This window comes from Ochrovirga pacifica, assembly GCF_000220525.1.
GTDB lineage: Bacteria > Bacteroidota > Bacteroidia > Flavobacteriales > Flavobacteriaceae > Ochrovirga > Ochrovirga pacifica.
On record NZ_AFPK01000029.1, the window covers coordinates 158,884 to 184,232 of the forward strand.

Genomic DNA, 25,349 nt, shown 5'->3' on the forward strand with positions numbered 1-25,349 from the left:
GTTTTATTTTTTTAGTGTAAAAAAGAAAGTAGTTCCTTTATCCAATTCAGATTCCGAACGAATTGTTCCTCCATACAACTCTACAATTCTCTTTACAATAGAGAGTCCAAGTCCTATAGATTCTGGATTGTTCTCAAGCTTAAAAAAGGCTTTAAAAATTTTATCTAAGTAAGGGGCTTCTATTCCTTTTCCGTTATCTTTTACGTAAAATTCGTACAAGTTTATCTTGTCATTAAACCCAATTTCAATAACCCCTCTTTCTTTATCATTGTAGTTGATAGCGTTTACAATTAAGTTCTGAAACAATTGCTGCATACGGTGTCTATCTCCATTAACTATCGGTAACTTTTTAGGTATTTTTATCTGAATATGATTAGGTAAATCTACATAAGTTAGCAGTTCTCTTACCAACAAATCTAAATCTACATCATAGGTTTTATGATCGCTTTTACTTACAGTAGAATACTCTAAAATTCCTGTAATTAAAGCATCCATTTTTTCTACATTTTTTCTAATCAACCCTAAAGTTTCTCTTCCGTTCTCATCCAACACTTCTGAATAGTCTTCTATCAACCATGAAGCTAAAGCATCTACACTTCTTAAAGGAGATTTTAAATCGTGAGAAACAACATGAGCATACTCGTTTAATTCCGTATTTTGATGCTCTAATTCCTTTAACAACTGATCTCTTTTTTTGTTAATATGCACAATTTCTTTGGCTTGTTGTTCTATTAAGCTAGACAAATCGTTATGATGGCTGTTTTCCTCTAACTCTTCTTCATCTGCCCCTTTTAGAACACCTATGACACGTTTTAGCTGTTGTATAATTTCTTGTTGCTTTTCCGCATCTAGTTTTAGTTGCTCGTTGGCATCGTTCAGTTCGTTAGAGCTTAACATCATCGCCCTTTGTAACATACCAAACTGTTCTTCGTAATTTTCGTAAGATTTACTGATAGCGTCAACAAACTTTTTAAATCCCGGATTCTCATCCAAGTTCAGCTCGTCTATTCCGTATTGTTTTAATTGTCTTCTTAGTAATGAATTCATTATTCGCTCAGTAGTGTAAGGGTGATGGTTTGATTGTGAAGTTTACATTTAGACTCTCCGTTAAAAGGAACTATTTCTCCGTAGGAATAAAAACCACAGAGCACTGTGTCTTTTTCTACACCGTTTTTTACATTTTCCATCTCCTCTTCTACTCGTTGATCTAAGACCAATTTACGCCCTATACAACTTACAAAAAGAACCATTTCTGCTTTTTGCGTTCTTCCCATATTAGCAAGTTCTATGGCTTTTTCGGATGCATAAGCCAAATTATCTACATTGCTCATCATCAAATGGACTTTGGACTGCTCTTTTATATCTCCTGCTAGAATAATAGATTTTTCTGCTTCATCAACCCCTAAAACACTTCTTACAATAGATTGTTCTTCCTCACTGGTTAGAACATCTAACGGATATAGTAGTGCCGAACTAGGCAACTCTTTAGACTTATCACCTAAATACATCTTATAAAGATCTAGGGCCGGCTTTCCATCTAACTCGTACAACACATTTCCTTTTGATTTGGTTACAATTCTCTGAGGTCCAAATCGTGTCCAACCTCCTGAACTAGAAAAAGAAACCTCTAAAGATTCTCCGTACAAACCAACAGCAACAATTTCTCCTTCTTTTGCCTCTTGATTGTAAGACACCAATGTTTTTTCAAAGCGATCTGCATCCCCACACATACCTCCTGTTACCAAAGCTTTTTCTGTGTTTTCAGATTCAATTCCTTCTGTTAAACTACTCCCATTAACAAAACTTCCTTCGGAAATAATAATTACATGCTTTAGTCCTTCTTTAGGAAACTGTTCCATAAGCTCTTTTCCTGCTTTGTAACTATCTTCTTCAAAATCTAGGATGTTACTTGTTTTGATTAGAAATGTTGATTTTTCAAACTCAATTGCTGTCGCAATAGGATTGTTTTCTTCTAATGCATTGTTAGAAACTTGTCCACAGGCAGAACCTATAACAATGTGTCCATTGGGATATATTTCTTTAAGCTCTTTGCACACTGGATTCGCTTCTAAAACTTTGCGATCTCCAAAAACTAAAATCAAAGGTTCTTTTAAAACTTGCTTGTTTCCTATAAAGTCCCATGTTCCTTTACTGCTTCTTTTTAGTTGTGCTTTTTTCATACTTAAAGTTACTTTTTTAGTGTAAAAAAGAAAGTTGTTCCTTTCCCTAACTCACTCTTTAACCATATTTTACCTTTGTGTAATTCTACAATCTTTTTTACTATAGAAAGGCCTATCCCAGAGGAATCTTTTCTTTTGTGTAAAGAATTAAAAATCTCAAATATTTTATCAAAATAAGCTTTGTCAATCCCTATTCCATTGTCTTGAACAGAAAACTGATGGTAATCTCCTACCTCTTTGTAAGCAATGTTTACAATACCTTGTTCTTTATCACTAAATTTGATGGCATTGCTTAATATGTTCTGAAACACCTGTTGCAATTTTACTCGATCCCCCATTACTTTAGGGAAACTTGTATCAAATTGTACCTGAATATGTTCTGGAATATATAGAATTGTAATTAAATCATCTAATAACAACTGAATGTCTACATTTTGATCTAACTCTAAATTTGCACCTACACTAGAATATGCCAACACATCAGAAATTAAGCATTCCATCTTTTCTAACGTTTTTTCAACCAAATCAAAGTTTTGAAGTGTCATTTCGTCTAACTTTCCTTGGTTATCTTCCTTAATCCAAGTGATTAGTGCATCTATACTTCTTAATGGTGATTTTAAATCGTGGGATACCACATGTGCGTACTCCTGTAGATTTTCATTACTTTTTTCAAGTTCGTTTAACAATTCTTCTTTTTGATTTTCTAGAGCTTTTAAATTGGTGATGTCGTAATTAATACCAATAGTTCCTATAAAATCTCCGTTTAAATTGTAGTTAGGTGCCCCACTAAACAGCCAGTATCTTTTTTCTCTTTTTTTATTTAGAACTACAATCTCAAAAGAATCAGAAAGTCCGTCTTTTCTTTTTCCAACGTAATCTTTTTGGTCTGCAGCTCCAAGCAATAGTTTTACTCCGTTTTTACCAATCAATTCTTTTTTGCTGTAGCCAGACATATCCATAAAGCCTTGGTTTACAAAAACAATATCGTTATTTAGGTCAAACTCTACCAAGCCTAAATTCATATTATTGATAATGTTGCTGTATTTTTGCCTTTCGGCTTCTAAACTTTTTTGGTATTTTCTATGCAGTGTAATGTCTCTAAAGTTCCACAAATGTCCTTTGTAAGTGTTGTCTTTTATAATAGGTACATATTGTCTTTTGTAAATGCTTCCGTTAGCAAACTCCACTTCATCTTCAAAAAGTTGTTCTTTATTTTGAATGGTGTGATTGGTTTCCGTTAAAAAATTTGGAGACACTCTTTTTAAAACTCCTGAAGCCAAAATAACCTCCATGTAACTTTTTCCAATCAGATCTTCTAAATCGTCTTCAATTCCCAATAAATTACAAAAATTTTGGTTGGTAAGTACAATTTCATCGTGTTCGTTTTCTAACAAAACACTGGTTTCCAAATTCATTAGCAAAGTAGACATTCTTGCTTCAGATTCTATCAAATCTAACTCCGCTGCATTTTGCATCGTAATGTCTCTTAAAATACCTTGGGCTGCAATCGGTTTATTGTTCTCGTCATAAATAATACTCGCATTTACTTGAGCTAGTATTTTTTTATTTTTTTTTGTGACAAGTTTCGTTCTAAAGTTTGTAATTCTACCTGTATTATATAATATCTGAAAAGAATTTGCAATGTGTTCATATTCTTCAGGAAGCGTTAGTTTCATTAAATTTAACACACCATCTTCGTTAATCTTATAGCCTAAGACTCCTTCGGCAGCTGCGTTCATTTTTATAACATTCCCAAATAAATCCATCATAATGTATGGATCTACAATATTTTCAAAAACTCCTTTAAGCTCAGAGTTTTTTATTTTTAATAGTGCTTCTACTTTTTCTTTAGAATCTTTGTGCTTTTTATTAAGTTCGTATAGTTCTGCAGATTTTTTTTCTAGAATTTCTTCAGCCTGTTTTCTTGCTGTACGTTCTCTGGCAAGTGCTCTTTTTAATACTTCAATTTCATTATTAGCAATCATAAAATAACTCGGGTTCTATCGGATTACTATAAATTTCACCTCCGTACCGTCTTCCTTAAGTTTTTCACAGGTTATTTCTGCTTCTTGTCCAAAAACCTTAAAGGTTTGCTGCATCAAACCTTTTCCTAACATGTATAAACCTTTGTCCGATTTGTATATCATTTCTAATCTATTGTCTGATTTATCTACAATCTCAAAAGTTGGAAGCTGAGCATCTGGATATATTTTTTGAACCTCTACATGAATATGTCCTTCAATAGATGCTAATAAATCCATAGGATCTTTGTAGTGTTTAACCAAGTCTGGATGAGATTTAGTAAGCCCTGCAAACAAGTGTTCTGAAAAGACCATAAGCAAGTCATCGGCAGGAATTGAAGTGTTTTGGCTTAAGTTGGTTAGCAATTGTAACATTTCGGAAAAGTCATAAGTACCAATAGATGTATACGCACCTCCCGACTCTAATTCTGATTGGTTGATAATTTGGTCAACCATAGTCAGACCAAATTTTTCTTCAACAAGTTCTAAAAATTCAGTAAAAATGATTCCTTTCATAGCTATATTATACGCTGATTAATTGATTTTCACTCCAATAAGATATCAATACTTTTATTTTAGAAACATAATCTTCATATTTTAAAGGCTTTATAACATACCCCGCTATTCCAATTTTATAACACTCTAGCAAATCTTTTTTGTTATTAGAAGTACTTAATATAATAGTAGGTATGTACCTTAAAACTTCGTCCTTTTTTAGTATTGATAAAAATTCTATACCATTAATTTTTGGCATATTTAAATCTAGCAAAATAATATTAGGCAGCCTATCTTTTTGCTCTAAAAATTTCAGAGCTTCTTCACCATTAGCAGCATTATGGACCTTGTGATTTAAGTCCAGTACAGACAAAGCTCTTTTGAACTTCATCACCTCAATAGTATCGTCTTCAATAAGAAGTATATTTAACAATGGCTTCATGTGATTTGCTTTATGATTGATTGTCAAAAATAAATATAGAATGGCAATATTGTATCTTTTATCGATATCACCAGCATAAACCATAGACGAAATGCATTTATCTGTCGACGAATGAATTTCTCATCATTTAAAGACTAAAAATTCGTTTGTCGATAGTTTTTTACCAATAGACCAACAAAGACCTGTAATGAACTAAAATCTGAAAATAAAAAAGGATGTTTAAACGACCTTTGGGGTATCGAAAATAATTCACCCACGAAATATAAAGTAATATGAAAAAATTAACCTACACTCAGTACTTTGAAATTATTCAAAAAGCAAAACAACACAACCCTTATTTGTACGTATCTACCTACAAAGAAGCAAAAAAGAATCTTATTCCAGAGCAGTTTGTTTTGCTGCAAGAAAAAATATCAGCGGTTGCCTAAAAACAAAAACACTTCAATTAATTGAGGTGTTTTTTTTTAGTTGCTTCTTAATTTACTATTTCTCTACAAATTTACTTCAGTTTATCGCTGCAATCTTTTTAATACAGGGTTCTAACTAAAAGTTTCGCAAAAAAAAGCCCCACTATAGTAGTGAAGCTTTTAGCTTTAGGTAGTGGTCCCACTTGGGCTCGAACCAAGGACCCCCTGATTATGAGTCAGGTGCTCTAACCAGCTGAGCTATGAGACCTAAAGCGGATGCAAATTTACTATATTTTTGCTTTCACACAAATATTTTAACAGATAATCCTAAACGGTTCTTCCCATTAAATGATTACCAAAATCAATCAACTGATTTTTAGCCTCTTGTGTCATGTTTATTTTTTCTAAAACCTGAAAAGATTTTTGAGTATAGTTATTTATTTCTTGTTGAATTGCTGTAACTGCACCACTTTTTTTAAAAAATCTCTTTACTTCCCTAATTTTTTCTACCTCATCACAATCCGATGTACTGTAATAGGTTTTAAATTTAAGAGCCTCTGCCCCAGTTAAAGATTGTTGAGCCTTTAAGACCAAAAAAGTCTTTTTATTTTCTATAATATCACCTCCTACTTTTTTCCCAAAAGTTTTAGAATCTCCAAAGGCATCTAAATAATCGTCTTGTAACTGAAATGCCAATCCTAGATTTAAACCAAATTGATAAAAAGCATCTTGTTCCTCTTCGGTTGCTTGGGCAATAATAGCTCCCATTTGCAAAGCTGCCGCTATTAGTACAGATGTTTTTAGTCGTATCATTTCTATGTACTCTTCTAAAGTTACATCCGTTCTGGTTTCAAAATCCATATCGTATTGTTGTCCTTCACAAACTTCTATGGCTGTTTTTTGAAACAACTGCATCAAACTTTTATAAACCTTGGCATCGTAAACCTCTAAACATTGATTCGCCAAAATCATCATGGCATCCCCTGATAAAATTGCAGTGTTTACATCCCACTTTTTATGAACAGTTTCCTTTCCTCTTCTTATCGGAGCTTCATCCATAATATCATCATGCAACAGCGTAAAATTATGAAACACCTCTACCGCCAAAGCCGCATGCAATCCTTGTTTATAATCCTTTTCTAACGCGTGTAAACTCATCAAAACCAATAAAGGTCTAATTCGTTTTCCACCTAAATTAAGTATGTAGTCTACAGGCTGATACAGGTTTAAAGGCTGTTTTGTTTTTATCTTTTGTTTTAAAAAAGCTAAAAACTCCTCTCTATAAGCTGATAAATCCATGGGTTGCTTTTTTTGCTGTAAATGTATAACAATGATTGACTTTACAAAAACCTAACTTTAAATTTAAATTAAACTAAGGAAACTTTTTTTGTTTCCTAAGTTTCCATTTGTATATTTGCTCTCGAAAATTAGATCAACATGAAGGATAAAATTGTACAAAAGGCCACCGAAATGTTTTTAAACTATGGATTTAAAAGCGTTACTATGGACGATATATCCAAAGCATTAGGGATCTCTAAAAAAACATTATATACACACTTTAACAACAAAACACAATTGGTAAAAGAAGCAACCTCTTGCTTGCACGAACATACTGAGTGTGAAATTAGTGAAATTTTTAAACGAGATTTAAACGCTATACAAGAGCTATTTGAAGTAAAACGCTTTGTATTGTCCATTATTAAAGACGATGAGAGTTCACCACACTTTCAATTACAAAAGTTTTTCCCCGATATTCATGAAGAATTAAAAAAGAAACAATTATCAGCAATGATTAATAGTATCCTTAACAATATTGACAAGGGAATTAAAGAAGGTGTGTATAGAACCGAGATTCATAAAGAACTAATTGCTAGAATTTACTTTACGACCATGAGCGGAATTAAAGATGATGAAGTTTTTCCGTCTAAGCTATTTAAAAAACAAGAATTACTAGAAGCCGTTCTCGATTATCATATTAGAGCCATTGCAACCCCAAAAGGGCTAACCATATTAAATCAATTTACAAACAACCAATAAAACAATCACCAAAAATGAAAAAATCTTTTTTCCAAATAGTATGTACACTTGCATACATGCTATTTCCCATACTGGGATACACCCAAGAGAAAAAAAGCTTTTCTCTACAAGAAGCCATTGATTATGCACTTAAAAACAATACTTCTGTAAAAAACGCTAGTTTAGACATACAAGAAGCTAAATGGAAAAAGTGGGAAACCATTGCTACAGGTTTGCCACAAATAGACGGTAAAATAGAATATACCAACAACGTTATTCTACCTGACGAATTTAGTCAAGCAGCTCCAAGTGAAGATGGTGGCCCAAACTTACTATCGTTTTTGTTTCCTAAACAGCAAATGAAACCAAGTGTTACCGTAACTCAATTAATTTTTGATGGAACTTACATTGTTGGTTTGCAATCTGCAAAAGTGTTTTTAGAAATTTCTAAAAATGCAAAAATTAAAACCGATAAAGAAATTACTAAAACCATTACTAGTGCTTACGGAAATGTTTTGCTAAACACAGAAAGTCTACTAATTATAAACAACAACATAAAAAACATAGAAGATACGCTAAAAGAAAGTCAAAAACTTTTTGACAACGGTTTGGCCGAGGAAGAAGATTTAGAGCAATTAAAAATTACCTTAAACGATTTAAAAAACAACAAAGTTAGATTAGAACAATATCTTGATTTTTCTAAAGGTTTGTTAAAAATGTTGATGGGCTTAGAAGAAAGTGCAACTTTAGAAATTTCTGACTCTCTTGAAGACCTATCTGAAAACACTTTAGAACTTAAAGGATTTGGTGATAATTTTTCTGTATTTCAAAATATAGATTACCAAATATCTTTAAACAATGTAGAATCAAATCGTTTGTTATACAAGGCAGAACAAGCGAGAAGATTGCCCAGTCTCGCAGGATTTTTTAACCTAGGAAGCCAAGGTTTTGCTCAAGAGTTTGGAGACTTTCATAGCAACCAATGGTATACAACAGGAGCTATTGGAGTTAGCTTAGACATTCCTATTTTCACTTCTTTTCAAGGAACTGCTAAAAGAAAACAAGCAAAGCTAAACTGGGAACAAGCTGAAAACGAATTGGAAGAAGCGAAAATTAAAATTGGTTTGGATATTAAAAATGCAAAAGCAGATTTTCAGTTGGCTAAAAACACGTTAATCAACAAAAAAGACAACTTAAATTTAGCAGAACGTATTGAAAAGAAAAACAACGTAAAATACAAAGAAGGGGTTGCTACCAGTTTTGAACTAAGACAAGCACAAATGCAATTGTACACTAGTCAAAGTGAATATTTACAAGCAATGGTAGAAGTCATCAACAAAAAAGCAGAACTACAATCATTAACAAAATAAAACAACCATACCACCATGAAAAAAGGAATAACTATTACTGGAATTGCACTCGTTTTACTTGTTGCATGTCAGCCAAAAGCAAGCTCTACTGCAGATATAATTGCTAGTAATAACCTAAAAGATATCAAATCGCACAGAATTCAGTTGTTAAATGAAGTTGCTACACTAGAACAAGCAATCGAAAAATTAGATACAGTAAAAAAACTTGCTTTGGTATCGACCTTAAAAGTAGAAAACGAAGATTTTTACCACACCTTTGAAGTACAAGGAAACGTAGAAACAGAACAAAATATTCTAATTCAACCAGAGTTTAGCGGGAACTTACAAAGGATTTTGGTTAAAGAAGGACAGCGTGTTCAAAAAGGACAAGTTATTGCTATAATTGACGATGCTGGTATGAAAAATCAGTTAGCTCAGTTAGAAGCGGCTGCAGCCTTGTCTAAAACTACGTATGAAAGACAACAACGCTTATGGGATCAAAAAATTGGTTCTGAAATTCAGTTTTTACAAGCCAAAACCAACTATTTATCTCAAAAAAATCAAGTAGCACAGCTAAAAGCTCAGTTAGATAAAGTAAATGTAAGAGCTCCATTTTCGGGAGTTATTGATGACATTATTACCGACGAAGGTTCTTTGGTTAGTCCTGGTACAACTCCCATAGCTAGAATTGTTAACTTAGACAATATGACCATTACAGCTCAGATTCCTGAGATTTACATCACTTCGGTTACCGAAGGTAAAATGGTTAAAGCTTATTTTCCTGTATTAAACGTATCTGCAGAAACAAAAGTAACCCAAGCGGGTAATTTTATCAATCCAGCAAGCAGAAACTTTAAAGTAGAAATGGATGTTCCTAAAGAAGTTAACGCCAAACCAAACATGACTGTTAAATTAAACGTTAACGATTACCATAACGAACAAGCAATATTAATTCCTCAAAGCGTAATTTCAGAAAACGAACACAACCAACAATATGTGTATGTAATTGCAAAAAAAGGAAAAGATGCTATTGCTAAAAGGACGTTTGTAGAAACAGGTAAAACTCAAGGAGATTTAATAGAAGTTTTAAAAGGATTGTCAGAAGGAGATCAAGTAATTATAGAAGGTGCTAGATCGGTTAAGGATGATCAAGAAGTTTCAATCATCAAGTAAAAAACACATCATGAATACAAATAAAACCATCAAGGAATTTGTGCTATCCTCATGGGCGATCAATAACAAGACGACCATGTATGTTTTGATTGCACTAATTTTTATCTTGGGATTATCGGCCTATGTTAATTTGCCTAGAGAAGATTTCCCAGAAATTAAAGAAACCAAAATATACGTTAATGCCATTTACCCAGGTAACACGGCAGAAGATATAGAACGTTTGATTGTTGATCCTTTGGAAGAAGAACTAAAGGGAATTAGCAATGTTACCGAAATCACCTCTACTTCTCAGGAAGATGTAGCCATTATTGTTATTGAATTTGACGAGAAACTAACTGTAGAACAAGCAAAAATCAAAGTAAAAGACGAAGTTGATGGTGTAAAAGCAGGTGAAGACTGGCCAACTTTTAATGGTGCTAAGGTAGACCCGCAGGTGTTTGATCTGAATATTGCAGAAGAAACTCCAATCATGAACATTAATATTTCTGGTGATTATCCTGTAGAAAAGTTAAAAGAGTATGCAGAAATTATTCAAGATAAAGTAGAAGAAATTCAAGAAATTAAAGCAGCCGATATTCGTGGAGCTCAAGATAGAGAAGTACAAGTTGCTGTAGATATTTATAAAATGATGGCTGCTCAAATTAGTTTTGATGATATTTTGAATGCTATCAGACAAGAAAACGTAACAACATCGGCTGGGAACCTAATTGCCAGCGGACAACGTAGAACGATTCGTGTATTAGGAGAAATTGAAAATCCTAAAGAGTTAGAAAATATTGTCATCAAAACTCAGGGAGGTACAGTATACTTGCAAAACATTGCTGAAGTTACTTTTCAAGAAGAAGAAAAAACAACATTTGCACGCGAGTGGGGACACAATGTTGTAATGCTTGATGTAAAAAAACGTAGTGGTACCAATATGGTTGCAGCTACGCAACAAGTAAAAGAAGTTCTAAAAACAGCTCAAGAAAAATTATTACCATCAGACTTAACTATCAGTATCTCTAACGATACCTCTAACAAAACATTAAGTCAAGTAGACGAATTGGTAAACAACATCATCTTTGGTATTTTGTTGGTAGTTACCGTACTAATGTTCTTTTTAGGATTCCGTAATGCATTGTTTGTTGGTTTTGCTATTCCTATGTCTATGTTTATGTCTTTTATGCTAATAGAAGCTTTTGGATACACCATGAACACCATGATTTTATTTGGAATGATTATGGGATTAGGAATGCTTGTAGACAACGGAATTGTAGTAGTAGAAAATGTGTATAGATTGATGGAAGACGAAGGAATGACCAGATTAGAGGCTGCCAAAAAAGGGATTGGAGAAATTGCCTTTCCTATTATCATCTCTACTTTAACAACAGTTGCTGCCTTTGTTCCTTTAGGATTATGGCCAGGGGTTATGGGGCAGTTTATGAAATACTTTCCAATTACACTTTCCATTGTACTAGGTTCTTCGTTGTTTGTTGCTTTGTTCTTTAACTCGGTCTTGGTATCGCAGTTTATGAATATTGACCAAAAAATCTTATCGGTAAAACAGCTGATTCGTTTAACGATTATTTTAGGTGTTTTTGGTATTCCTATTTTACTATTTGGGGGCCCTGCAAGAGGATTGGGTAGTGTTATGTTGGTAACAATAGTGCTATTTTGGGCTTATAAGTACGCTATTAAAGGGGCAGCTATTTGGTTTCAAGAAAAAGCATTGGAATGGTTTGAAAATATTTATGAAAAATTCTTACGCTTTGCATTAACTAGCTGGAGACCTTACGTGTTCTTAATTGGTACTTTTATCTTGTTAATTGCATCGTTTATAGTGTTTGGTGCTTCTGTAGGATCTGGTAGAACAAAAGTTGAATTTTTCCCAGATAACAAGCCTAATCAAATTATTGTGTACCTAGAATATCCTGAAGGTACAGATATCGAAAAAACCAATAAGGTTACTAAAAAAATTGAAAAAGATGTATTTGCTGTGTTAAATGACAATTTATACATGGATGGTGATCATAACTTTATGGTAGAATCTGCCGTTTCTCAAGTAGGTATGGGAGCAGGAAATCCTCAAACCGATAGTGGTACTACTGAAATGCCACATCGTGGAAAAATTACTGCTTCGTTACGCGAATTTAAATACCGTAGAGGATTGGATTCTGAAGAGTTACGCATTAAAGTACAAAAAGCCCTACGCAACAAATATCCAGGATTGTCTATCTCTGTAGAAAAAGAAGCCGTAGGACCTCCAGCAGGATACCCTATCAATATTGAAATTCAAGGAGAGGATTATGATGAGTTGATTTCCGTAGCCAACAAAATGCAACGTTTTATTGCTGCCAAAAATGTACCTGGTGTTGATGAGCTTAAAGTGGATGTTAATAAGCAAAAGCCGGCTTTAGAAGTAATGGTAGATCGTAAAAAAGCAGGAGCTTTGGGAGTACCTGTTGGAATGGTAGCCAATCAGTTACGTAGATCTATTTTTGGAGAAAAAGCTGGAGTTTACAAAGAAAACGGAGAAGATTACGACATTTATGTACGTTTTAATGAAGAAGATAAAAACAACACAAGTGCCATCTTTAACCAAAACATTACTTTCCGTAGTCAGATTGATGGCCAAATAAAAGAAGTACCCGTTTCTGCGGTAACTACCCGAAAAAACACTTCTTCTTTTAGTGCCATTAAACACAAAAATGGAAAACGAACAGTAGTAGTGTACTCTGCCTTAACTCCAGGTTTTACAGATGCACAAGCTGTCGTGAATCAAATTATTGCAGAAATGGCTGATTTTGATGCTCCAGATACGGTTGAGTTTGATTTTACAGGACAGATTGAGGAACAAAACAAACAAATGGCTTTCTTAATGGGAGCCTTAATGACTGGTTTAGGATTGATTGCTTTTATCTTGGTATTCCAATTCAATTCTGTTACCAAACCTGCCATTATTATGTTTGCTATTTTCTTAAGCTTTACCGGAGTATTTTTTGGTATTATTGGTGCCAACATGAGTTTTGTAATTATGATGACCATGATGGGAATTATCTCTTTGGCTGGAATTGTGGTAAACAACGGAGTAGTATTGCTAGATTATACACAATTGTTGTTTGACCGTCGTGCCGAAGAATTACAATTACCCGAAGGAAATGTAATTAGTGTAGCCGATGCTTTTGAAGCTATTGTAAAAGGAGGAAAGGCTCGTTTAAGACCTGTAATTCTAACAGCCATTACTACTGTTATAGGACTGATTCCATTAGCTCAAGGAATTAATATTGATTTCTTTGGTTTGTTTAACGAAGGGGATGCACATATTTATGTAGGAGGAGATAACGTAATCTTTTGGGGACCTTTAGCGTGGACGGTAATTTTTGGACTGACCTTTGCTACATTCCTTACCTTAATTATTGTACCTGTTATGTTCTATTTATTGCACAAAATAAAAGTGAGAATAAAGAATAAATAAGTTTTAGTTTATCTTAAATTTTTAAAAGCTGTGGGTGTCCACAGCTTTTTTTGTTTATATAATTTAATACTTTATTAACATTTATAAATAACAATTACCTATTTTTGCTGCCATGAAAAAATTACTATGGATTGCAGCAGCTGTACTAGGTATAAGCACTGCACAATCTCAGGAAAACAAAACAAGTTTAATTGCTGGTTACACCAATGCCAATCTTAAGTCTAAAGTTGAAGCCTTTGACGAAACTGAAAGCGAAAACATTAAGTCTAACGGTTTTTTTGTAGGTTTAACACACCAAATTGACTTAAGCAATCAAGTAAGTTTTGTTCCTGGTTTTATTTACACACAGGTCAAAGCAGAAGAAGCTGATGAGTCTGACAACTATATTCAGGTTCCTTTGTTTTTAAGATATAGAGTGGCTGATAAGATTGCCTTTTTAGCAGGCCCTAAATTCGAATACTTAACAAATCTTGATGAGGAATTAGAAGATTACATTAACGAACTTTCTTTTGGTTTAGGTTTGGGAGTTGAAATTACAATTATTGAACATTTATCCTTTTTAGCAAACTACTCTTTTCAACTAAACAACTCTTATACAGAAGATTTTGAAAAAGAAGTAGCATCACAAGCAGGAATTAGTTCTTCTGAATTAGACATTACTGCCAAGCATCAATTTATCAACTTAGGTTTAGCTTACAAGTTTTAAACCAACACTAATACATCATTAATCTCAAGCCTATTTGTGTAAACAGATAGGCTTTGTTAATTTTGCAGAGAATCTTTTTATGAATGAAGCCTACCAAAACTTATACTGTAGAAGAAGCCAAAAGAGCTTTAGAAAACTATTGTGTCTATCAAGATCGATGTCACAAGGAAGTAGAAGAAAAATTGGTAAAAATGAACATGATTCCACAAGCACAAGAAGTAATTCTACTCCATTTAATGGAGCACAACTTTTTAAATGAAGAACGTTTTTCAAAAAGTTTTGCCAGAGGTAAATTCAGAATAAAAAAATACGGTAAGGTTCGAATTGTTCAAGAATTAAAATACCGTGGCATTTCTGAATACAACATCAAATCTGCATTAAAAGAAATCTCTTCGGAAGAATATACTAACACCTTAAACGAACTTAGTCATCAAAAATGGGCACAAACCAAAGAGCCTAATTTTTATAAAAAAAAGAAAAAAGTAGTCGATTTTTTAATCAGAAAAGGCTACGAATATCATTTAATTTTAGAAAACTTACAGGTTTACGATTTATAGTTTTATTGAATTGAATCTATTTTTGAAAAGATAAAATCTTCTTGTAACATTTCTTTCTCAAAATCTTGCTTTCTATAAATTGCATTCGCTTTTCTATTTATCATCCTAAAAATAACAAACAGCCCTTGGGTTTGCTTTTTTACTTCAGGAATGGTAATGGCTGGAATACTTTTCATTTCCTGCAAACGCAAAGCCTGATTGTACAGTGCATTGATTCTAGCCCTCATTCCCTTTTCATCCAAAGTCTTTACAGTAATAGAATCCCTCATTAAAGTTACGTTTTCTACCAATTGCTCAGATAAACTCAACACTTCATTTGTTGTATTTTTTTTCATCAACTTTAGAGTCTCTTGCACTTTATGATACCCTTTCCAGTTTATAATAGAGTCTTTGTATACCAATTTTACACCAACAACAGTGTCAAACACTTGTTGGCTGTCTTTAGGACTAGCATACTTATTTTCTAATGAAACCGTTTTGTCATCAGACTCTTTTTTTTCTGATTGACAAGCCACAAGAATCACAACAATACAACTGATTAAAAGAATATTTTTCATGGTATCAAATATAACAAGAATCTTGCCTTTTTAAGGTGTAAGTATTTAAATTAGTAACGTCTAACGTAGGTAATAAAACTGAAAATCATGAACGTACCTAAACCCCTTATTTCAAAAGCTCTTAAGCAGTCTTTTGATTATGAAAACTATCTAGAGCAAATGCGAAACTTTATGAAAAATAAAGCTACCTCTGGAGTTCAACAAACCGAAGAATTAATTTCGTACACCAAGCTGAACCAAGTCCGAATGAAACGTTTGACCAAAACAACACAGTTAAACGATGCCATAATAAACACTTTAGGCCAGCTAAACGACTCCTATACTTGGTTAATACTTACAGAAAGTTGGTGCGGAGATGCAGCTCAATCTTTACCAATTCTTAATAAAATAGCAGAACAATCAGATCTTATTGACCTAAAAATTGCTTACCGTGATGAAAACTCAGAACTAATGCAATATTTTTTAACCAACGGTGGTGAAGCAATTCCAAAACTTATTGTTATTAACCAAGAGCAAAAAGTACTTGCCGATTGGGGACCAAGACCTAGTACTGTTTCCAAAATGGTAAAAGCATACAAAGAAAAATACGGAAAACTACAGCCCGAATTTAAAGAACAGCTACAAGTTTGGTACAATAAAAATAAAGGAGCAGATATTATAGATGACATCAACGTTATTTTGCTAAACATTATTCTACAATACGAAAACGTGATTTTAAATAAATAAGTACCATAATTGGCCGATAGCTAATATATTTGCATCAAAAGTTTTTTGTATGCTAGTTACATTTGATGATTTAGAAGATTTGGCTAAGGTGTTTTTATACCCTAGTAGTAAAAAATTCTATCCAGAACTATTGCATCAAATAGAAGAATCCGTTCGTGATTTTGTAGAAAACTGGTCTAAAAAACACGATTTTGAAGCTGGATACAAAATCGTGTACCAACGTTTTTTAATTGTAGCAATCAATCCCAATGCAAAGGTAACAACCTTAGTAATAGACGAGTTGGTTTCTTTTATTTTCAAACTACAATCTGAACATGAAATAGAGCTACTAGACAAACTAAATGTTTGTTTTAAACAAGGAGAACACGTTCAATATAAAGAAGTAAAAGAGTTTAAAAAACTTATTAAAAACAAAAGCGTTACCAAAAACACCGTTGTTTTTAACAACCTCATCAACACCAAAGCAGAATTAGAATCTGACTGGGAATTACCAGCTGAAGACACTTGGTATAATAGAATGTTTTAGAAACGTTTTGTAGATGATTCTAATCCTACAAAGGAATCTTTTTCACTACTAGACTTAACTCTAAATCTTAATGGCAAAGAAAATAATATATTTACGGGTCTATCGTTATGAAATACGGGTATGAACGTAGGCAAACCACTTAAGACTCTTCTAAATTCATCTTCTAAGATTTTATACTTCGACCTAACCTTAATATCACTCACTTCACCTAAAGTATTTATTTTAAAAATCGCTGCTAATTTAAATATCTCATCTTTGCCCTTAGAAACATTTAATGATTCTGCTAAACCTGTATTAAAGTTCTCAGCAACATAGTTATTTATTGCGTCTGAAAAAGCTTTTTTAGAACTTGAAACTTTTTTACCATCATGTTCCATTAAAAGACTTTGACTTTTTATGGATGCAAAAGGCACATCTTTTTTCTCTTTTATTTTATTCGCTAAAGATTCCCAATACGCTATTGTTCCTCTTTTTTCATCAATCTCATAAGTCTTTTCAATATACTTATTCTTCTTAGAAAGCCACAATCTCCACACGCCTATCCTCTTATTTTTATGCCTCATTCCCGACTGAATTAGCTTTCCCTCTAGATTATATTGTAAGTACATTCCAAACGGCACACTGTCTTTATAGGTTGTTGCACTTTGAACCTTAAACTGTCCTTTTATTAAAGGATTAGGAAAATAATTTAGGAAAACTCCTTTACCATCTAAAAATTTTACTTTTTTTTCTATTTCACCGTTTTTTTTGTAAATATCCGAAAGTGAATATAACTTACCGTGTTCGTACTTTCTTTCCTGAAATAGCTCACCATTAGGATATAATACTTTTAAAACACCGTGATATTTAGTCAACGAATCTGCTTCATACTCCATTACAAAACCAGTACTCATGATCTTTCTACCCTTACCTACCCCAATCGATTTATCATATTGGAATTCTTCCGTCACTCCTCCCTCCTTATTATATGCTTTATAACTACTCAAAGTATTATTCATTGTATAAATACATTCAAATCTTCTTTTACCATCTTCATATATTTCCCAAAATCCAATCTCCTTACCTTCTAAAAAACTTCCTTTTTGTAAATAACTACCTTTAGGACCTTTGTATGTCCAATCTCCACTTTTTTCCCCCATCCTATACTCTCCTTCTACAATCATTTTTTTTTTATAATATTCTTTATAAATACCATGCTTAATTTCTGGCTGTTCTTTCAAAACATAATACTCTTTTGTAGTTTTCTTAAATCCTTTAACTTTTTCTATAACTTTTTGAGTATCTAAATCCTGACTAAAAGCTACAATACAGAACAACAAAGTAAATAGTGAGATCAATCTTTTCATAATATTAATTTTTAAGCCCTTTAAATATAATTCATACAGCACAAAAAAAGTCATACTATAGTATGACTCTTTTGTGTTTTTTTATTTAAATCGAATTTCAATTTTCTTCTACAATACCAAAATCCTTTAAGAACTCTGTAACTGAAACACTATTATCAACATTAAAATCTCCAATTTTAGTTCTTCGTAGTGCAGATAAATGAGAACCTGAATTCAATGCCAATCCAAAATCGTAAGCGAGAGATCGGATATAGGTTCCTTTGCTACATGCTACTCTAAACTCTACATTTGGCAACTCTATTTTGGTGATTTCAAATTCTGAAATCGTAATTTTTCTTGATTTTATTTCTGTGGTTTTACCTTCTCTAGCCAATTCATACAAACGTTTTCCTTCTTTTTTGATGGCTGAAAAAATTGGAGGTTTCTGATCTATTTCTCCTACAAATTTTTTGGTTGTAGCATGTATCAAAGCTTCGGTTATGTGATTTATAGAATAAGTTTGGTCTATATCCGTTTCCAAGTCGTAACTAGGTGTTGTTGCTCCTAAGGTAATAGTACCTGTATACTCTTTATGCTGAGCTTGATAAGTTTCTATTTTTTTTGTGAATTTACCTGTGCATAAAATCAACAAACCTGTAGCTAAAGGATCTAAAGTGCCTGCATGTCCTACTTTAATGTTTTTTATACCATAGTGTTGTTTAATTGCCCATCTAAGTTTGTTTACCACCTGAAAACTTGTCCAATGCAAAGGTTTGTCAATCAACAATACCTGCCCTTCTTTATATGCTTCTAAACTCTTCATGTATTATTTTGCGTAGGTATATACAATAGCAACAACCCCTACAAAAGCACAATAAACAGAAAAGTATGTCAATTTACTTTTTCTTACCAAAGCAATCATCCACTGACAAGCTAAAAGTCCAGCTACAAAAGCAGCCACAAATCCTACTCCCATAGGAACGGCTTCTGCAGAGGTAAAATGAATATCTCCTCCTAAAACATCTTTAGCTATTTTTCCAAAAATTAAAGGAATTACCATTAAAAAAGAAAACCTTGCCGCTTTGCTTCTATCAATCCCCAATAAAACAGAGGTAGAAATAGTAGCCCCTGAACGAGAAATCCCTGGTAGCATAGCTATAGCTTGCGAAACTCCTACAATTACAGATCCTATAATAGAGACATCTTTTTCTGTTGTTTTTGCTTTATCTGCTAGCAGTAGTAGAATTGCAGTTACAATTAACATACATCCCACAAAAAAGATGTTTCCTCCAAAAAAAGACTCTAACTGTTTTTCAAACAGCAAACCTACAACGACTGCAGGAACCATTGATAGCACAATTTTTATAGAGAACTGCAACTCTTGATTATTTTTAAACTGAAACAGGCCTCTTAGAATTTCTCCTATATCTTTTCTAAAAATAACAATCGTACTCAGTGCTGTTGCAAAATGCAATACCACAGTATAAGTTAAACTTTCTTCTGGCACAGAATGATCTCCTAAAAGAAATTTTGCCAATTCTAAATGCCCACTAGAAGAAACGGGTAAAAATTCGGTTAATCCCTGAATAATTCCTAAAATAATTGCTTCGATAATTCCCATGATATTTACTTAGTTGGTTTTGTTAAAATAGCCCAAATTTCAATTCCAAAACCCAACAATACTAAAGTAGGTGCTAAGCGAATTCTTCTAAAATTGTACATTGCTTGGTTAAAAACTTCTGGGTCATCAGAGCCACCTCCAGACATTAGAACAAAACCAACAGCAATAAACACCAGCCCTATAATCATCAATTGGTAGTTTCTTTTTCCAAACACAAAATCTTGTGCAAATTTTTGTTTCATATCTTAAAAATAAAGTTGATCTGTTTTTAATCGCAAAAAGCGTTGGGTAGCTAAAAAAGAGCTAATGGCCGTAATAACAAATGCTACAGCAAAAATTCCACCAATAACAATGGCTAAAACTTCTACATCTTCCATTAGAGACAGTACTGGCAGTTTGTGATCTACCTTGTAACACAAAGTCAGAATAATAACAGATGCCAAAAAAGCACCTAACAAGCCTAAACGAACACTACCCCATATAAACGGTTTTCTAATAAAAGATTTTGTTGCACCCACCATTTGCATGGTTTTAATAGTAAATCTTTTAGAGTATATTGACAACCGTATAGAGCTGTTAAGTAATAACACAGCAATAAACGAAAGCACCGATGCTCCTACCAACAACCAAAAACCAATTGTTTTGATATTCTTGGTTAGCAAATCTACCAAAGGAGCATCATAAGCTGCTTCTGTAATATATGCATTTTTTTCCAAGTCTTTGGTAATAAAAATCAATTGTGAGGGACTTACAAAATCTGCTTTCAGTTTAATTTCGTAATAGCTTTTAAGCGGATTATCACCTAAAAAAGTAAGAAAATCTTCTCCTATTTCTTTACTAAAGTCTTTGGCTGCCTGATCTTTTGATACAAAGTGATAAGTATTGACAAATTCCTTTTCTTTTAAAAATTTTTCCAATCCCTTTTTTTCAGTTTCAGATAAATTATTTTTTAGATATAACGTAACCGAAATCTTTTCTTTAAAGTAGCCACTAAGCTTACTGTATTTTAATACTGCCAACCCTAAAAATCCAACCAACATTAACACCAATGTAATACTTAGTACTACAGAAAGATATGAGGCTTTTAATCGTCTTTTCTGATATTTTTCAAAAGATTTAGACATCTACTATTTTGTTGATTTTTGAGTTGCAAGGTAGTATTTCGCAAGTAACTATGCAATTTTGATGTACACCTTTGCATTGTGTTTTCTGCTTTTATTTTTGTTTGATACAATTCGCTCTTAATCTCCGCGTGAATTCTTTATCTTTGCAACATGGAAGAAACTAATAGACAGAAAAAAATAGCTGGGGTCATTCAAAAAGATTTGGCCGAAGTACTACAAGCAGATGCTAGAAACGGAATGCGTGGTGTAATTATTTCTGTATCTAAGGTACAAGTAACAGCAGATTTAGGACAAGCTAAAGCTTATTTAAGCGTTTTCCCATCCGAAAAAAGAGAGGAAATTATCAAAGCGGTTACCAAAAACACTCCTGCAATTCGTCATGAGCTAGCACAACGTACCAAACATCAATTAAGACGTATGCCCAACTTACTTTTTTATGGTGATGATACGCTAGACTATATAGAAAACTTAGACAATTCTTTAGGCGGAAAAGACACCAACCCAATTCAGAATCCTGAAATTCTTGACAAAAGAAAAAAACTGTAATCATTCCCCTTTTGAAGTTTCCGTTCTACATTGCACAACGTTATCTTAAATCTAAAAGTGGTAACAATATTATCAACATTGTAACCATTTTGGCTTGCTTGGGTGTAGTAGCCGGAACCATGGCTTTGTTTATTGTGCTATCGGTATTTTCTGGCATTAAAAGTTACAGTGCGCAAATGTTGCAGAGCAATACACCCGATATTAGAATATATCCCTCTAAAGGAAAAACCTTTGCTGTATCTTCTGACTTTTTAAAAAAATTAGAACAAAGCCCATCAAACATAAGGTACGCAAAAGTATTAGAAGAACGTGCTTTTTTTAAAAATGGTGAAAAAGAAGAAATTGCCTATATCAAAGGGGTAGACTCGGTTTTTAACAAAGTGGTTCCCATAGATTCTTTAATGATTTTAGGAAATTGGTTTGCTTCAGAAAGCAAAAACACTTGCATTGTCAGTTACCAGCTCTATCGTCAGCTAGACTTAAACATCTTTACAGATCGATTAGACACCTATGTTCCCAAAGCAGGGAAAGGATATATTAGCAATCCTAAAAATGCTTTCCGAGAAGTATTTCCGCAAGTAATCGGAGTTTTGAGCAGTCCTAACGAAGAAGATAAAAAATACATTTATGCTCCTTTACAGTTAACTCAAAACTTACTAGACAAACAAAAAAATGAAGTAAGCTATGTTGATGTAAAAGTAGCTGACTTAAAACAACTGAATTCTGTTGTTTTGTTTTTACAAAAACAATTGCCTGATTATAGAATTCTAAAGAATGAAGAAATTAACAGTTCTTTTTATAAAATTCTAAATTCCGAAAAACTTATTGCGTATTTGGTTTCTCTTCTGGTCGTGGTAATGGTTTTATCTAATACTAGCGGAACCATTATTATGGTAATTGTAGACAAAAAAGAAAATATTAAAACTTTGCTAAATATAGGAGCGTCCTTAAAAAGTGTAAGACGAATTTTTGCACTTTATGGTTTTCTTCTCAATCTCTTTGGTATGTTTTTCGGACTGCTACTTGGTGGATTTCTTGTATGGATTCAATTACATTTTGAACTTATAATGATAACACCAAACATAGCTTATCCGGTAGGCTTTGAATGGCAAAATGTTATTTTAGTTTGCTGCACTATTGTAACTTTTGGAGCATTGGCTAGTTTGTTAGCTAGCGGAAGAATTTCAAAAAGATTTGTAAAAAAACACTAAACACTAGTTCAAAAAGATTCTTACGCTAACTAGTTTGAAATTACCACTATTATTTTTGCATAAAATTTTCTAGGTTTCCAAAACGCTCTAAGATTTCATCCATTACGCTAAAAACTCCAGCAGCGGTATCTTCGGTAACCAATCGGTTTCTGTATTCTTTTACATCACGAATTCCTTTAAAATAGTTGGCATAATGTCTACGTGTTTCCATCACTGCCTGACGTTCACTTTCTTTCCAATCAATTTCCATTTGCAAATGCCTGCGAGCTACTTCTACACGATCTGCAATAGATGCCGTTGGCAAATGCTTTCCTGTTGCAATAAAGTGCTTTACCTCTTTAAAAAACCATGGGTTTCCAATACTTGCACGTCCAATCATAGCTCCGTCCAGTCCATATTCGTCTCTCATTTCAATAGCACGTTCGGGCGTATTTACATCACCATTTCCAAAAACAGGAATGTGCATTCTTTGGTTATTTTTAACAGCAGCAATTCTTGTCCAATCAGCATTTCCTTTGTACATCTGGGCACGTGTCCTTCCGTGTATAGAAATGGCTGCACACCCTACATCTTGCAAACGCTCTGCTACCTCTTCAATCATAATAGAATTCTCATCCCAACCTAGCCTAGTCTTTACTGTTACAGGCAATTTAGTGTGCTTTACCATTGCATCTGTCAACTTAACCATCAGGTCTATATCTTTTAAAATTCCTGCTCCTGCTCCTCTACTTACCACTTTTTTTACTGGACAACCAAAGTTGATGTCAATAATATCTGGCTTAGAAGCCTCTACAATTTCTACCGTTCTAAGCATCGATTCTAGATTGGCACCAAAAATTTGTATTCCAACAGGACGTTCTTTTTCGTAAATATCTAATTTTTTAACACTTTTGGCAGCATCTCTAATCAATCCTTCTGATGAAATAAATTCTGTATACACCACATCTGCTCCTTGTTCCTTACACAAAGCTCTAAATGGTGGATCGCTAACATCCTCCATAGGAGCTAGTAACAACGGAAAATCTCCCAATTCTATATTGCTAATTTTTACCATAATCGTTTGATTTTAAAGGGTTGCAAAGATACAAAAAAGTCCTTCTTAAAAAGCATTAAGAAGGACCTTCTGTATATTTAGATATTTTTTAGACTTCAGATTCTGGGGCCAATTCTATTTCCAACCCATCCAAATCTTCTGTGATGGGAATTTGACATCCTAAACGAGAATTGTCTTCTACATAAAAAGCTTGATCTAACATATCTTCTTCAGCATCTTGCATTTCTGGCAACTGATGCTCTGACAATACATAACACTGACAAGAAGCACACATAGCCATTCCTCCGCAAGTTCCCTCTACTGGCAACTCATAGGCTTTACACAATTCCATAAGATTCATTCCCATATCCGTAGGGGCCTGCAACTCATGAATTTCTCCTTCTCTATCTTTTATTTTTATGGTAATATCAGACATAGTCCAAACTTTTTATGATGTACTAAAAATTAGTTCGCAAAGATACAATCAATTCCTTATAGATAAAAGAATCTTATTGATTAAAAATCATCCACAACTTGACTAAGAACAACATCTACTAAACAATAACAAACATTAACCTTAAAAAAATTGACAGAAATCACCTTTAATCCAAAAAAATAGTTATTTTTACGTTGTATGAATGTTATTCATTATACACTAGTTATTTATTATACCCCAAATTGCTTTAAAATGACTAAGTTAAATTACAATGTTTTTGACAAAATGATAGAAGGTGTTCAGGTTTTAAGTGAAAATCTAGAATATCTTTACGTCAATGAATCTATGGTAGAACAAAGCAAAAATAGAAAAGAAGATTTGCTAGGTTATACCGTGATGGAAAAGTATCCTGGTTTTGAAAAAAGCAAAGCCTACGATTTTTTTATAGAGGTTTTAAAAAATCAAAAGCCACATTCTTTTATAAATGAATTTGAGTTTCCGGACGGAAGCAGGGCATGGTACGATTTAAGAGTTCATCCTGTTGAGGATGGAATTCTTGTTTTAACTTTTGATATTACTGAACAAAAACGTTTGGAAAAAGAACTACAACAGCTAAACGAAATACTCGAATTTAAAGTTACTGAAAGAAATAAAGAGCTGTTAGAAGCTTTGGCTCGTGAAAAAAAATTAAATGCTATGAAAACTGATTTTGTTTCTATGGCATCCCATGAATTTAAAACTCCTTTAACTGCCATTATGTCTAGCTTATCTTTAATTGAAAAATATTATGAAATTAATGATTTTGCTAAATGTGAAAAGCATTATCAAAGAATCAAAACATCGGCTCATAATCTTACGCATATACTAAACGGTTTCTTGTCTTTGGATCAGCATCAAAAAGGAAAAACAACAAGTTCTGAAGAAGTATTTAATGTAAAAGCTTTTTTTATTGAGACTCTTACACAACTAGACGGAATTAGAAAGAAAAAACAAAACATACAATTTACACACACAGGAGACGATTTAGTTTCTTTGGATAAAAGATATTTAAGAAACATTGTATTTAATTTAGTTTCCAACGCTATAAAATATTCAAATCAGGACATAACAATACAAAGCATAATTGATCATGAAAAGTTTTCAATATGCATTGAAGATCAAGGAATAGGTATTCCAGAAGAACAACAAAAAGAATTATTTAATAAGTTTTTTAGAGCCTCTAATAGCAATCAAATAGAAGGTACTGGCCTTGGAATGAATATTGTAAAACATTACTTAGAAATTATGAATGGTAAAATAACTTTTGAAAGCAAAGTTAACCAAGGAACTAAATTTACTGTTATCTTCCCTAAAAATAAATCAAACTGTTTTCAAAATGCAGCAACCGCCTAATAATATATACTACTGCCAATAAGACAAACAACTACCTAAACTACAACCC

Annotated in this window: 26 protein-coding genes and 1 tRNA gene; 12 read left to right on the forward strand and 15 right to left on the reverse strand. The window is 33.0% G+C overall.

What is annotated here, in order from left to right:
* Positions 1 to 3 precede the first annotated feature (3 nt).
* From FS85_RS0105380 to FS85_RS0105400, 5 genes are read right to left on the reverse strand one after another with little or no spacing between them, the layout of a single operon-like run.
* Positions 4 to 1,047: a sensor histidine kinase gene (locus FS85_RS0105380; RefSeq protein ID WP_010135072.1), complete on the reverse strand. Its 1,044-nt coding sequence runs from the start codon at positions 1,045 to 1,047 to the stop codon at positions 4 to 6.
* Entirely contained in the window at positions 1,047 to 2,180 is a 1,134-nt protein-coding gene (locus FS85_RS0105385) for an FIST signal transduction protein (RefSeq protein WP_010135073.1), read from the reverse strand. Before FS85_RS0105385 ends, FS85_RS0105380 begins: the two co-directional genes overlap by 1 nt.
* A gap of 8 nt (positions 2,181 to 2,188) precedes the next feature.
* Positions 2,189 to 4,165: a PAS domain-containing sensor histidine kinase gene (locus FS85_RS0105390; RefSeq protein ID WP_010135075.1), complete on the reverse strand. Its 1,977-nt coding sequence runs from the start codon at positions 4,163 to 4,165 to the stop codon at positions 2,189 to 2,191.
* Between the two features lie 15 nt (positions 4,166 to 4,180).
* The gene (locus FS85_RS0105395; RefSeq protein ID WP_010135076.1) at positions 4,181 to 4,717 is read right to left on the reverse strand and encodes a heme NO-binding domain-containing protein; all 537 of its coding nucleotides are present in this window, start codon (positions 4,715 to 4,717) and stop codon (positions 4,181 to 4,183) included.
* 7 nt (positions 4,718 to 4,724) lie between these two features.
* Positions 4,725 to 5,138, reverse strand: a complete 414-nt coding sequence (locus FS85_RS0105400) for a response regulator (RefSeq protein WP_029489284.1) — start codon at positions 5,136 to 5,138, stop codon at positions 4,725 to 4,727.
* Between the two features lie 272 nt (positions 5,139 to 5,410).
* On the opposite strand from FS85_RS0105400, the gene FS85_RS16715 reads away from it, so the two are divergent.
* On the forward strand, positions 5,411 to 5,566 hold the full coding sequence (locus FS85_RS16715; RefSeq protein ID WP_160162389.1) for a hypothetical protein: 156 nt from the start codon (positions 5,411 to 5,413) through the stop codon (positions 5,564 to 5,566).
* Between the two features lie 173 nt (positions 5,567 to 5,739).
* On the opposite strand, the gene FS85_RS0105410 is transcribed toward FS85_RS16715, so the two are convergent.
* A tRNA-Ile gene (locus FS85_RS0105410) sits at positions 5,740 to 5,813 on the reverse strand.
* Positions 5,814 to 5,872: 59 nt separating this feature from the next.
* Positions 5,873 to 6,844, reverse strand: a complete 972-nt coding sequence (locus FS85_RS0105415) for a polyprenyl synthetase family protein (protein ID WP_010135078.1) — start codon at positions 6,842 to 6,844, stop codon at positions 5,873 to 5,875.
* A gap of 138 nt (positions 6,845 to 6,982) precedes the next feature.
* Here FS85_RS0105415 and FS85_RS0105420 point away from each other — a divergent pair, with 138 nt between their 5' ends.
* The 6 genes from FS85_RS0105420 to FS85_RS0105445 all read left to right on the forward strand — a co-directional run bounded on the left by FS85_RS0105420 (position 6,983) and on the right by FS85_RS0105445 (position 14,803).
* Entirely contained in the window at positions 6,983 to 7,582 is a 600-nt protein-coding gene (locus tag FS85_RS0105420) for a TetR/AcrR family transcriptional regulator (protein WP_010135079.1), read from the forward strand.
* Positions 7,583 to 7,596: 14 nt separating this feature from the next.
* Positions 7,597 to 8,931 (forward strand): TolC family protein, encoded by a 1,335-nt coding sequence (locus tag FS85_RS0105425; protein ID WP_010135080.1) that lies wholly within the window; start codon positions 7,597 to 7,599, stop codon positions 8,929 to 8,931.
* Between the two features lie 15 nt (positions 8,932 to 8,946).
* Complete coding sequence (locus FS85_RS0105430) at positions 8,947 to 10,083, forward strand: efflux RND transporter periplasmic adaptor subunit (RefSeq protein WP_010135081.1); 1,137 nt, start codon at positions 8,947 to 8,949, stop codon at positions 10,081 to 10,083.
* A 10-nt stretch (positions 10,084 to 10,093) separates the two neighbouring features.
* Complete coding sequence (locus FS85_RS0105435; RefSeq protein WP_029489285.1) at positions 10,094 to 13,540, forward strand: efflux RND transporter permease subunit; 3,447 nt, start codon at positions 10,094 to 10,096, stop codon at positions 13,538 to 13,540.
* Between the two features lie 112 nt (positions 13,541 to 13,652).
* Positions 13,653 to 14,246: an outer membrane beta-barrel protein gene (locus tag FS85_RS0105440; RefSeq protein ID WP_010135083.1), complete on the forward strand. Its 594-nt coding sequence runs from the start codon at positions 13,653 to 13,655 to the stop codon at positions 14,244 to 14,246.
* An 83-nt stretch (positions 14,247 to 14,329) separates the two neighbouring features.
* Positions 14,330 to 14,803 carry a regulatory protein RecX gene (locus tag FS85_RS0105445; RefSeq protein WP_010135084.1) on the forward strand — a complete coding sequence of 158 codons (474 nt, stop codon included), beginning with the start codon at positions 14,330 to 14,332 and terminating at the stop codon, positions 14,801 to 14,803.
* A 2-nt stretch (positions 14,804 to 14,805) separates the two neighbouring features.
* Here FS85_RS0105445 and FS85_RS0105450 read toward each other — a convergent pair whose 3' ends face one another.
* Positions 14,806 to 15,360, reverse strand: a complete 555-nt coding sequence (locus FS85_RS0105450; RefSeq protein WP_010135086.1) for a hypothetical protein — start codon at positions 15,358 to 15,360, stop codon at positions 14,806 to 14,808.
* An 87-nt stretch (positions 15,361 to 15,447) separates the two neighbouring features.
* Here FS85_RS0105450 and FS85_RS0105455 point away from each other — a divergent pair, with 87 nt between their 5' ends.
* Positions 15,448 to 16,086 carry a thioredoxin family protein gene (locus tag FS85_RS0105455; protein WP_010135087.1) on the forward strand — a complete coding sequence of 213 codons (639 nt, stop codon included), beginning with the start codon at positions 15,448 to 15,450 and terminating at the stop codon, positions 16,084 to 16,086.
* A gap of 49 nt (positions 16,087 to 16,135) precedes the next feature.
* Complete coding sequence (locus FS85_RS0105460) at positions 16,136 to 16,612, forward strand: hypothetical protein (RefSeq protein WP_010135088.1); 477 nt, start codon at positions 16,136 to 16,138, stop codon at positions 16,610 to 16,612.
* On the opposite strand, the gene FS85_RS0105465 is transcribed toward FS85_RS0105460, so the two are convergent.
* The 5 genes from FS85_RS0105465 to FS85_RS0105485 all read right to left on the reverse strand — a co-directional run bounded on the left by FS85_RS0105465 (position 16,609) and on the right by FS85_RS0105485 (position 20,682).
* Positions 16,609 to 17,958, reverse strand: a complete 1,350-nt coding sequence (locus tag FS85_RS0105465; protein ID WP_139062157.1) for a toxin-antitoxin system YwqK family antitoxin — start codon at positions 17,956 to 17,958, stop codon at positions 16,609 to 16,611. The two genes, FS85_RS0105460 and FS85_RS0105465, sit on opposite strands and share 4 nt — an antisense overlap.
* Positions 17,959 to 18,055: 97 nt before the next feature.
* Positions 18,056 to 18,760, reverse strand: coding sequence for a tRNA pseudouridine(55) synthase TruB (gene truB / locus FS85_RS0105470; RefSeq protein ID WP_010135090.1), 705 nt, complete (start codon positions 18,758 to 18,760; stop codon positions 18,056 to 18,058).
* A 3-nt stretch (positions 18,761 to 18,763) separates the two neighbouring features.
* Positions 18,764 to 19,558, reverse strand: a complete 795-nt coding sequence (locus tag FS85_RS0105475) for an undecaprenyl-diphosphate phosphatase (RefSeq protein WP_010135091.1) — start codon at positions 19,556 to 19,558, stop codon at positions 18,764 to 18,766.
* Positions 19,559 to 19,563: 5 nt separating this feature from the next.
* The gene (locus tag FS85_RS0105480; protein WP_010135092.1) at positions 19,564 to 19,800 is read right to left on the reverse strand and encodes a DUF3098 domain-containing protein; all 237 of its coding nucleotides are present in this window, start codon (positions 19,798 to 19,800) and stop codon (positions 19,564 to 19,566) included.
* A 3-nt stretch (positions 19,801 to 19,803) separates the two neighbouring features.
* Positions 19,804 to 20,682, reverse strand: a complete 879-nt coding sequence (locus FS85_RS0105485) for a cell division protein FtsX (protein WP_010135093.1) — start codon at positions 20,680 to 20,682, stop codon at positions 19,804 to 19,806.
* Between the two features lie 150 nt (positions 20,683 to 20,832).
* Here FS85_RS0105485 and rbfA point away from each other — a divergent pair, with 150 nt between their 5' ends.
* Together rbfA and FS85_RS0105495 are read left to right on the forward strand one after the other, a co-directional pair.
* On the forward strand, positions 20,833 to 21,228 hold the full coding sequence (gene rbfA / locus FS85_RS0105490; RefSeq protein WP_010135094.1) for a 30S ribosome-binding factor RbfA: 396 nt from the start codon (positions 20,833 to 20,835) through the stop codon (positions 21,226 to 21,228).
* 11 nt (positions 21,229 to 21,239) lie between these two features.
* A complete protein-coding gene (locus FS85_RS0105495; protein WP_010135095.1) occupies positions 21,240 to 22,439 on the forward strand; it encodes an ABC transporter permease in 1,200 nt (399 codons plus the stop codon).
* Between the two features lie 49 nt (positions 22,440 to 22,488).
* On the opposite strand, the gene dusB is transcribed toward FS85_RS0105495, so the two are convergent.
* Complete coding sequence (gene dusB, locus FS85_RS0105500; RefSeq protein ID WP_010135096.1) at positions 22,489 to 23,493, reverse strand: tRNA dihydrouridine synthase DusB; 1,005 nt, start codon at positions 23,491 to 23,493, stop codon at positions 22,489 to 22,491.
* A gap of 88 nt (positions 23,494 to 23,581) precedes the next feature.
* A complete protein-coding gene (locus tag FS85_RS0105505) occupies positions 23,582 to 23,908 on the reverse strand; it encodes a 2Fe-2S iron-sulfur cluster-binding protein (protein ID WP_010135097.1) in 327 nt (108 codons plus the stop codon).
* A 252-nt stretch (positions 23,909 to 24,160) separates the two neighbouring features.
* Here FS85_RS0105505 and FS85_RS15170 point away from each other — a divergent pair, with 252 nt between their 5' ends.
* The gene (locus FS85_RS15170) at positions 24,161 to 25,300 is read left to right on the forward strand and encodes a PAS domain-containing sensor histidine kinase (RefSeq protein WP_050809617.1); all 1,140 of its coding nucleotides are present in this window, start codon (positions 24,161 to 24,163) and stop codon (positions 25,298 to 25,300) included.
* The last annotated feature ends 49 nt before the right edge of the window (positions 25,301 to 25,349 follow it).

What these genes read in the sequence shown, in the direction of transcription:
- FS85_RS0105430 (WP_010135081.1), top strand. Translation starts at nt 8,947, where the DNA reads ATGAAAAAAGGAATAACTATTACTGGAATTGCACTCGTTTTACTTGTT.
- FS85_RS15170 (WP_050809617.1), top strand. Translation starts at nt 24,161, where the DNA reads ATGACTAAGTTAAATTACAATGTTTTTGACAAAATGATAGAAGGTGTT.
- FS85_RS0105505 (WP_010135097.1), bottom strand. Translation starts at nt 23,908, where the DNA reads ATGTCTGATATTACCATAAAAATAAAAGATAGAGAAGGAGAAATTCAT.
- FS85_RS0105450 (WP_010135086.1), bottom strand. Translation starts at nt 15,360, where the DNA reads ATGAAAAATATTCTTTTAATCAGTTGTATTGTTGTGATTCTTGTGGCT.
- FS85_RS0105455 (WP_010135087.1), top strand. Translation starts at nt 15,448, where the DNA reads ATGAACGTACCTAAACCCCTTATTTCAAAAGCTCTTAAGCAGTCTTTT.
- FS85_RS0105460 (WP_010135088.1), top strand. Translation starts at nt 16,136, where the DNA reads ATGCTAGTTACATTTGATGATTTAGAAGATTTGGCTAAGGTGTTTTTA.
- FS85_RS0105400 (WP_029489284.1), bottom strand. Translation starts at nt 5,138, where the DNA reads ATGAAGCCATTGTTAAATATACTTCTTATTGAAGACGATACTATTGAG.
- rbfA (WP_010135094.1), top strand. Translation starts at nt 20,833, where the DNA reads ATGGAAGAAACTAATAGACAGAAAAAAATAGCTGGGGTCATTCAAAAA.
- FS85_RS0105440 (WP_010135083.1), top strand. Translation starts at nt 13,653, where the DNA reads ATGAAAAAATTACTATGGATTGCAGCAGCTGTACTAGGTATAAGCACT.
- FS85_RS0105485 (WP_010135093.1), bottom strand. Translation starts at nt 20,682, where the DNA reads ATGTCTAAATCTTTTGAAAAATATCAGAAAAGACGATTAAAAGCCTCA.
- FS85_RS0105385 (WP_010135073.1), bottom strand. Translation starts at nt 2,180, where the DNA reads ATGAAAAAAGCACAACTAAAAAGAAGCAGTAAAGGAACATGGGACTTT.
- FS85_RS0105425 (WP_010135080.1), top strand. Translation starts at nt 7,597, where the DNA reads ATGAAAAAATCTTTTTTCCAAATAGTATGTACACTTGCATACATGCTA.
- FS85_RS0105420 (WP_010135079.1), top strand. Translation starts at nt 6,983, where the DNA reads ATGAAGGATAAAATTGTACAAAAGGCCACCGAAATGTTTTTAAACTAT.
- FS85_RS0105380 (WP_010135072.1), bottom strand. Translation starts at nt 1,047, where the DNA reads ATGAATTCATTACTAAGAAGACAATTAAAACAATACGGAATAGACGAG.
- FS85_RS0105395 (WP_010135076.1), bottom strand. Translation starts at nt 4,717, where the DNA reads ATGAAAGGAATCATTTTTACTGAATTTTTAGAACTTGTTGAAGAAAAA.
- truB (WP_010135090.1), bottom strand. Translation starts at nt 18,760, where the DNA reads ATGAAGAGTTTAGAAGCATATAAAGAAGGGCAGGTATTGTTGATTGAC.
- FS85_RS0105415 (WP_010135078.1), bottom strand. Translation starts at nt 6,844, where the DNA reads ATGGATTTATCAGCTTATAGAGAGGAGTTTTTAGCTTTTTTAAAACAA.
- FS85_RS0105445 (WP_010135084.1), top strand. Translation starts at nt 14,330, where the DNA reads ATGAAGCCTACCAAAACTTATACTGTAGAAGAAGCCAAAAGAGCTTTA.
- FS85_RS0105390 (WP_010135075.1), bottom strand. Translation starts at nt 4,165, where the DNA reads ATGATTGCTAATAATGAAATTGAAGTATTAAAAAGAGCACTTGCCAGA.
- dusB (WP_010135096.1), bottom strand. Translation starts at nt 23,493, where the DNA reads ATGGTAAAAATTAGCAATATAGAATTGGGAGATTTTCCGTTGTTACTA.
- FS85_RS0105475 (WP_010135091.1), bottom strand. Translation starts at nt 19,558, where the DNA reads ATGGGAATTATCGAAGCAATTATTTTAGGAATTATTCAGGGATTAACC.
- FS85_RS0105465 (WP_139062157.1), bottom strand. Translation starts at nt 17,958, where the DNA reads ATGAAAAGATTGATCTCACTATTTACTTTGTTGTTCTGTATTGTAGCT.
- FS85_RS16715 (WP_160162389.1), top strand. Translation starts at nt 5,411, where the DNA reads ATGAAAAAATTAACCTACACTCAGTACTTTGAAATTATTCAAAAAGCA.
- FS85_RS0105480 (WP_010135092.1), bottom strand. Translation starts at nt 19,800, where the DNA reads ATGAAACAAAAATTTGCACAAGATTTTGTGTTTGGAAAAAGAAACTAC.
- FS85_RS0105435 (WP_029489285.1), top strand. Translation starts at nt 10,094, where the DNA reads ATGAATACAAATAAAACCATCAAGGAATTTGTGCTATCCTCATGGGCG.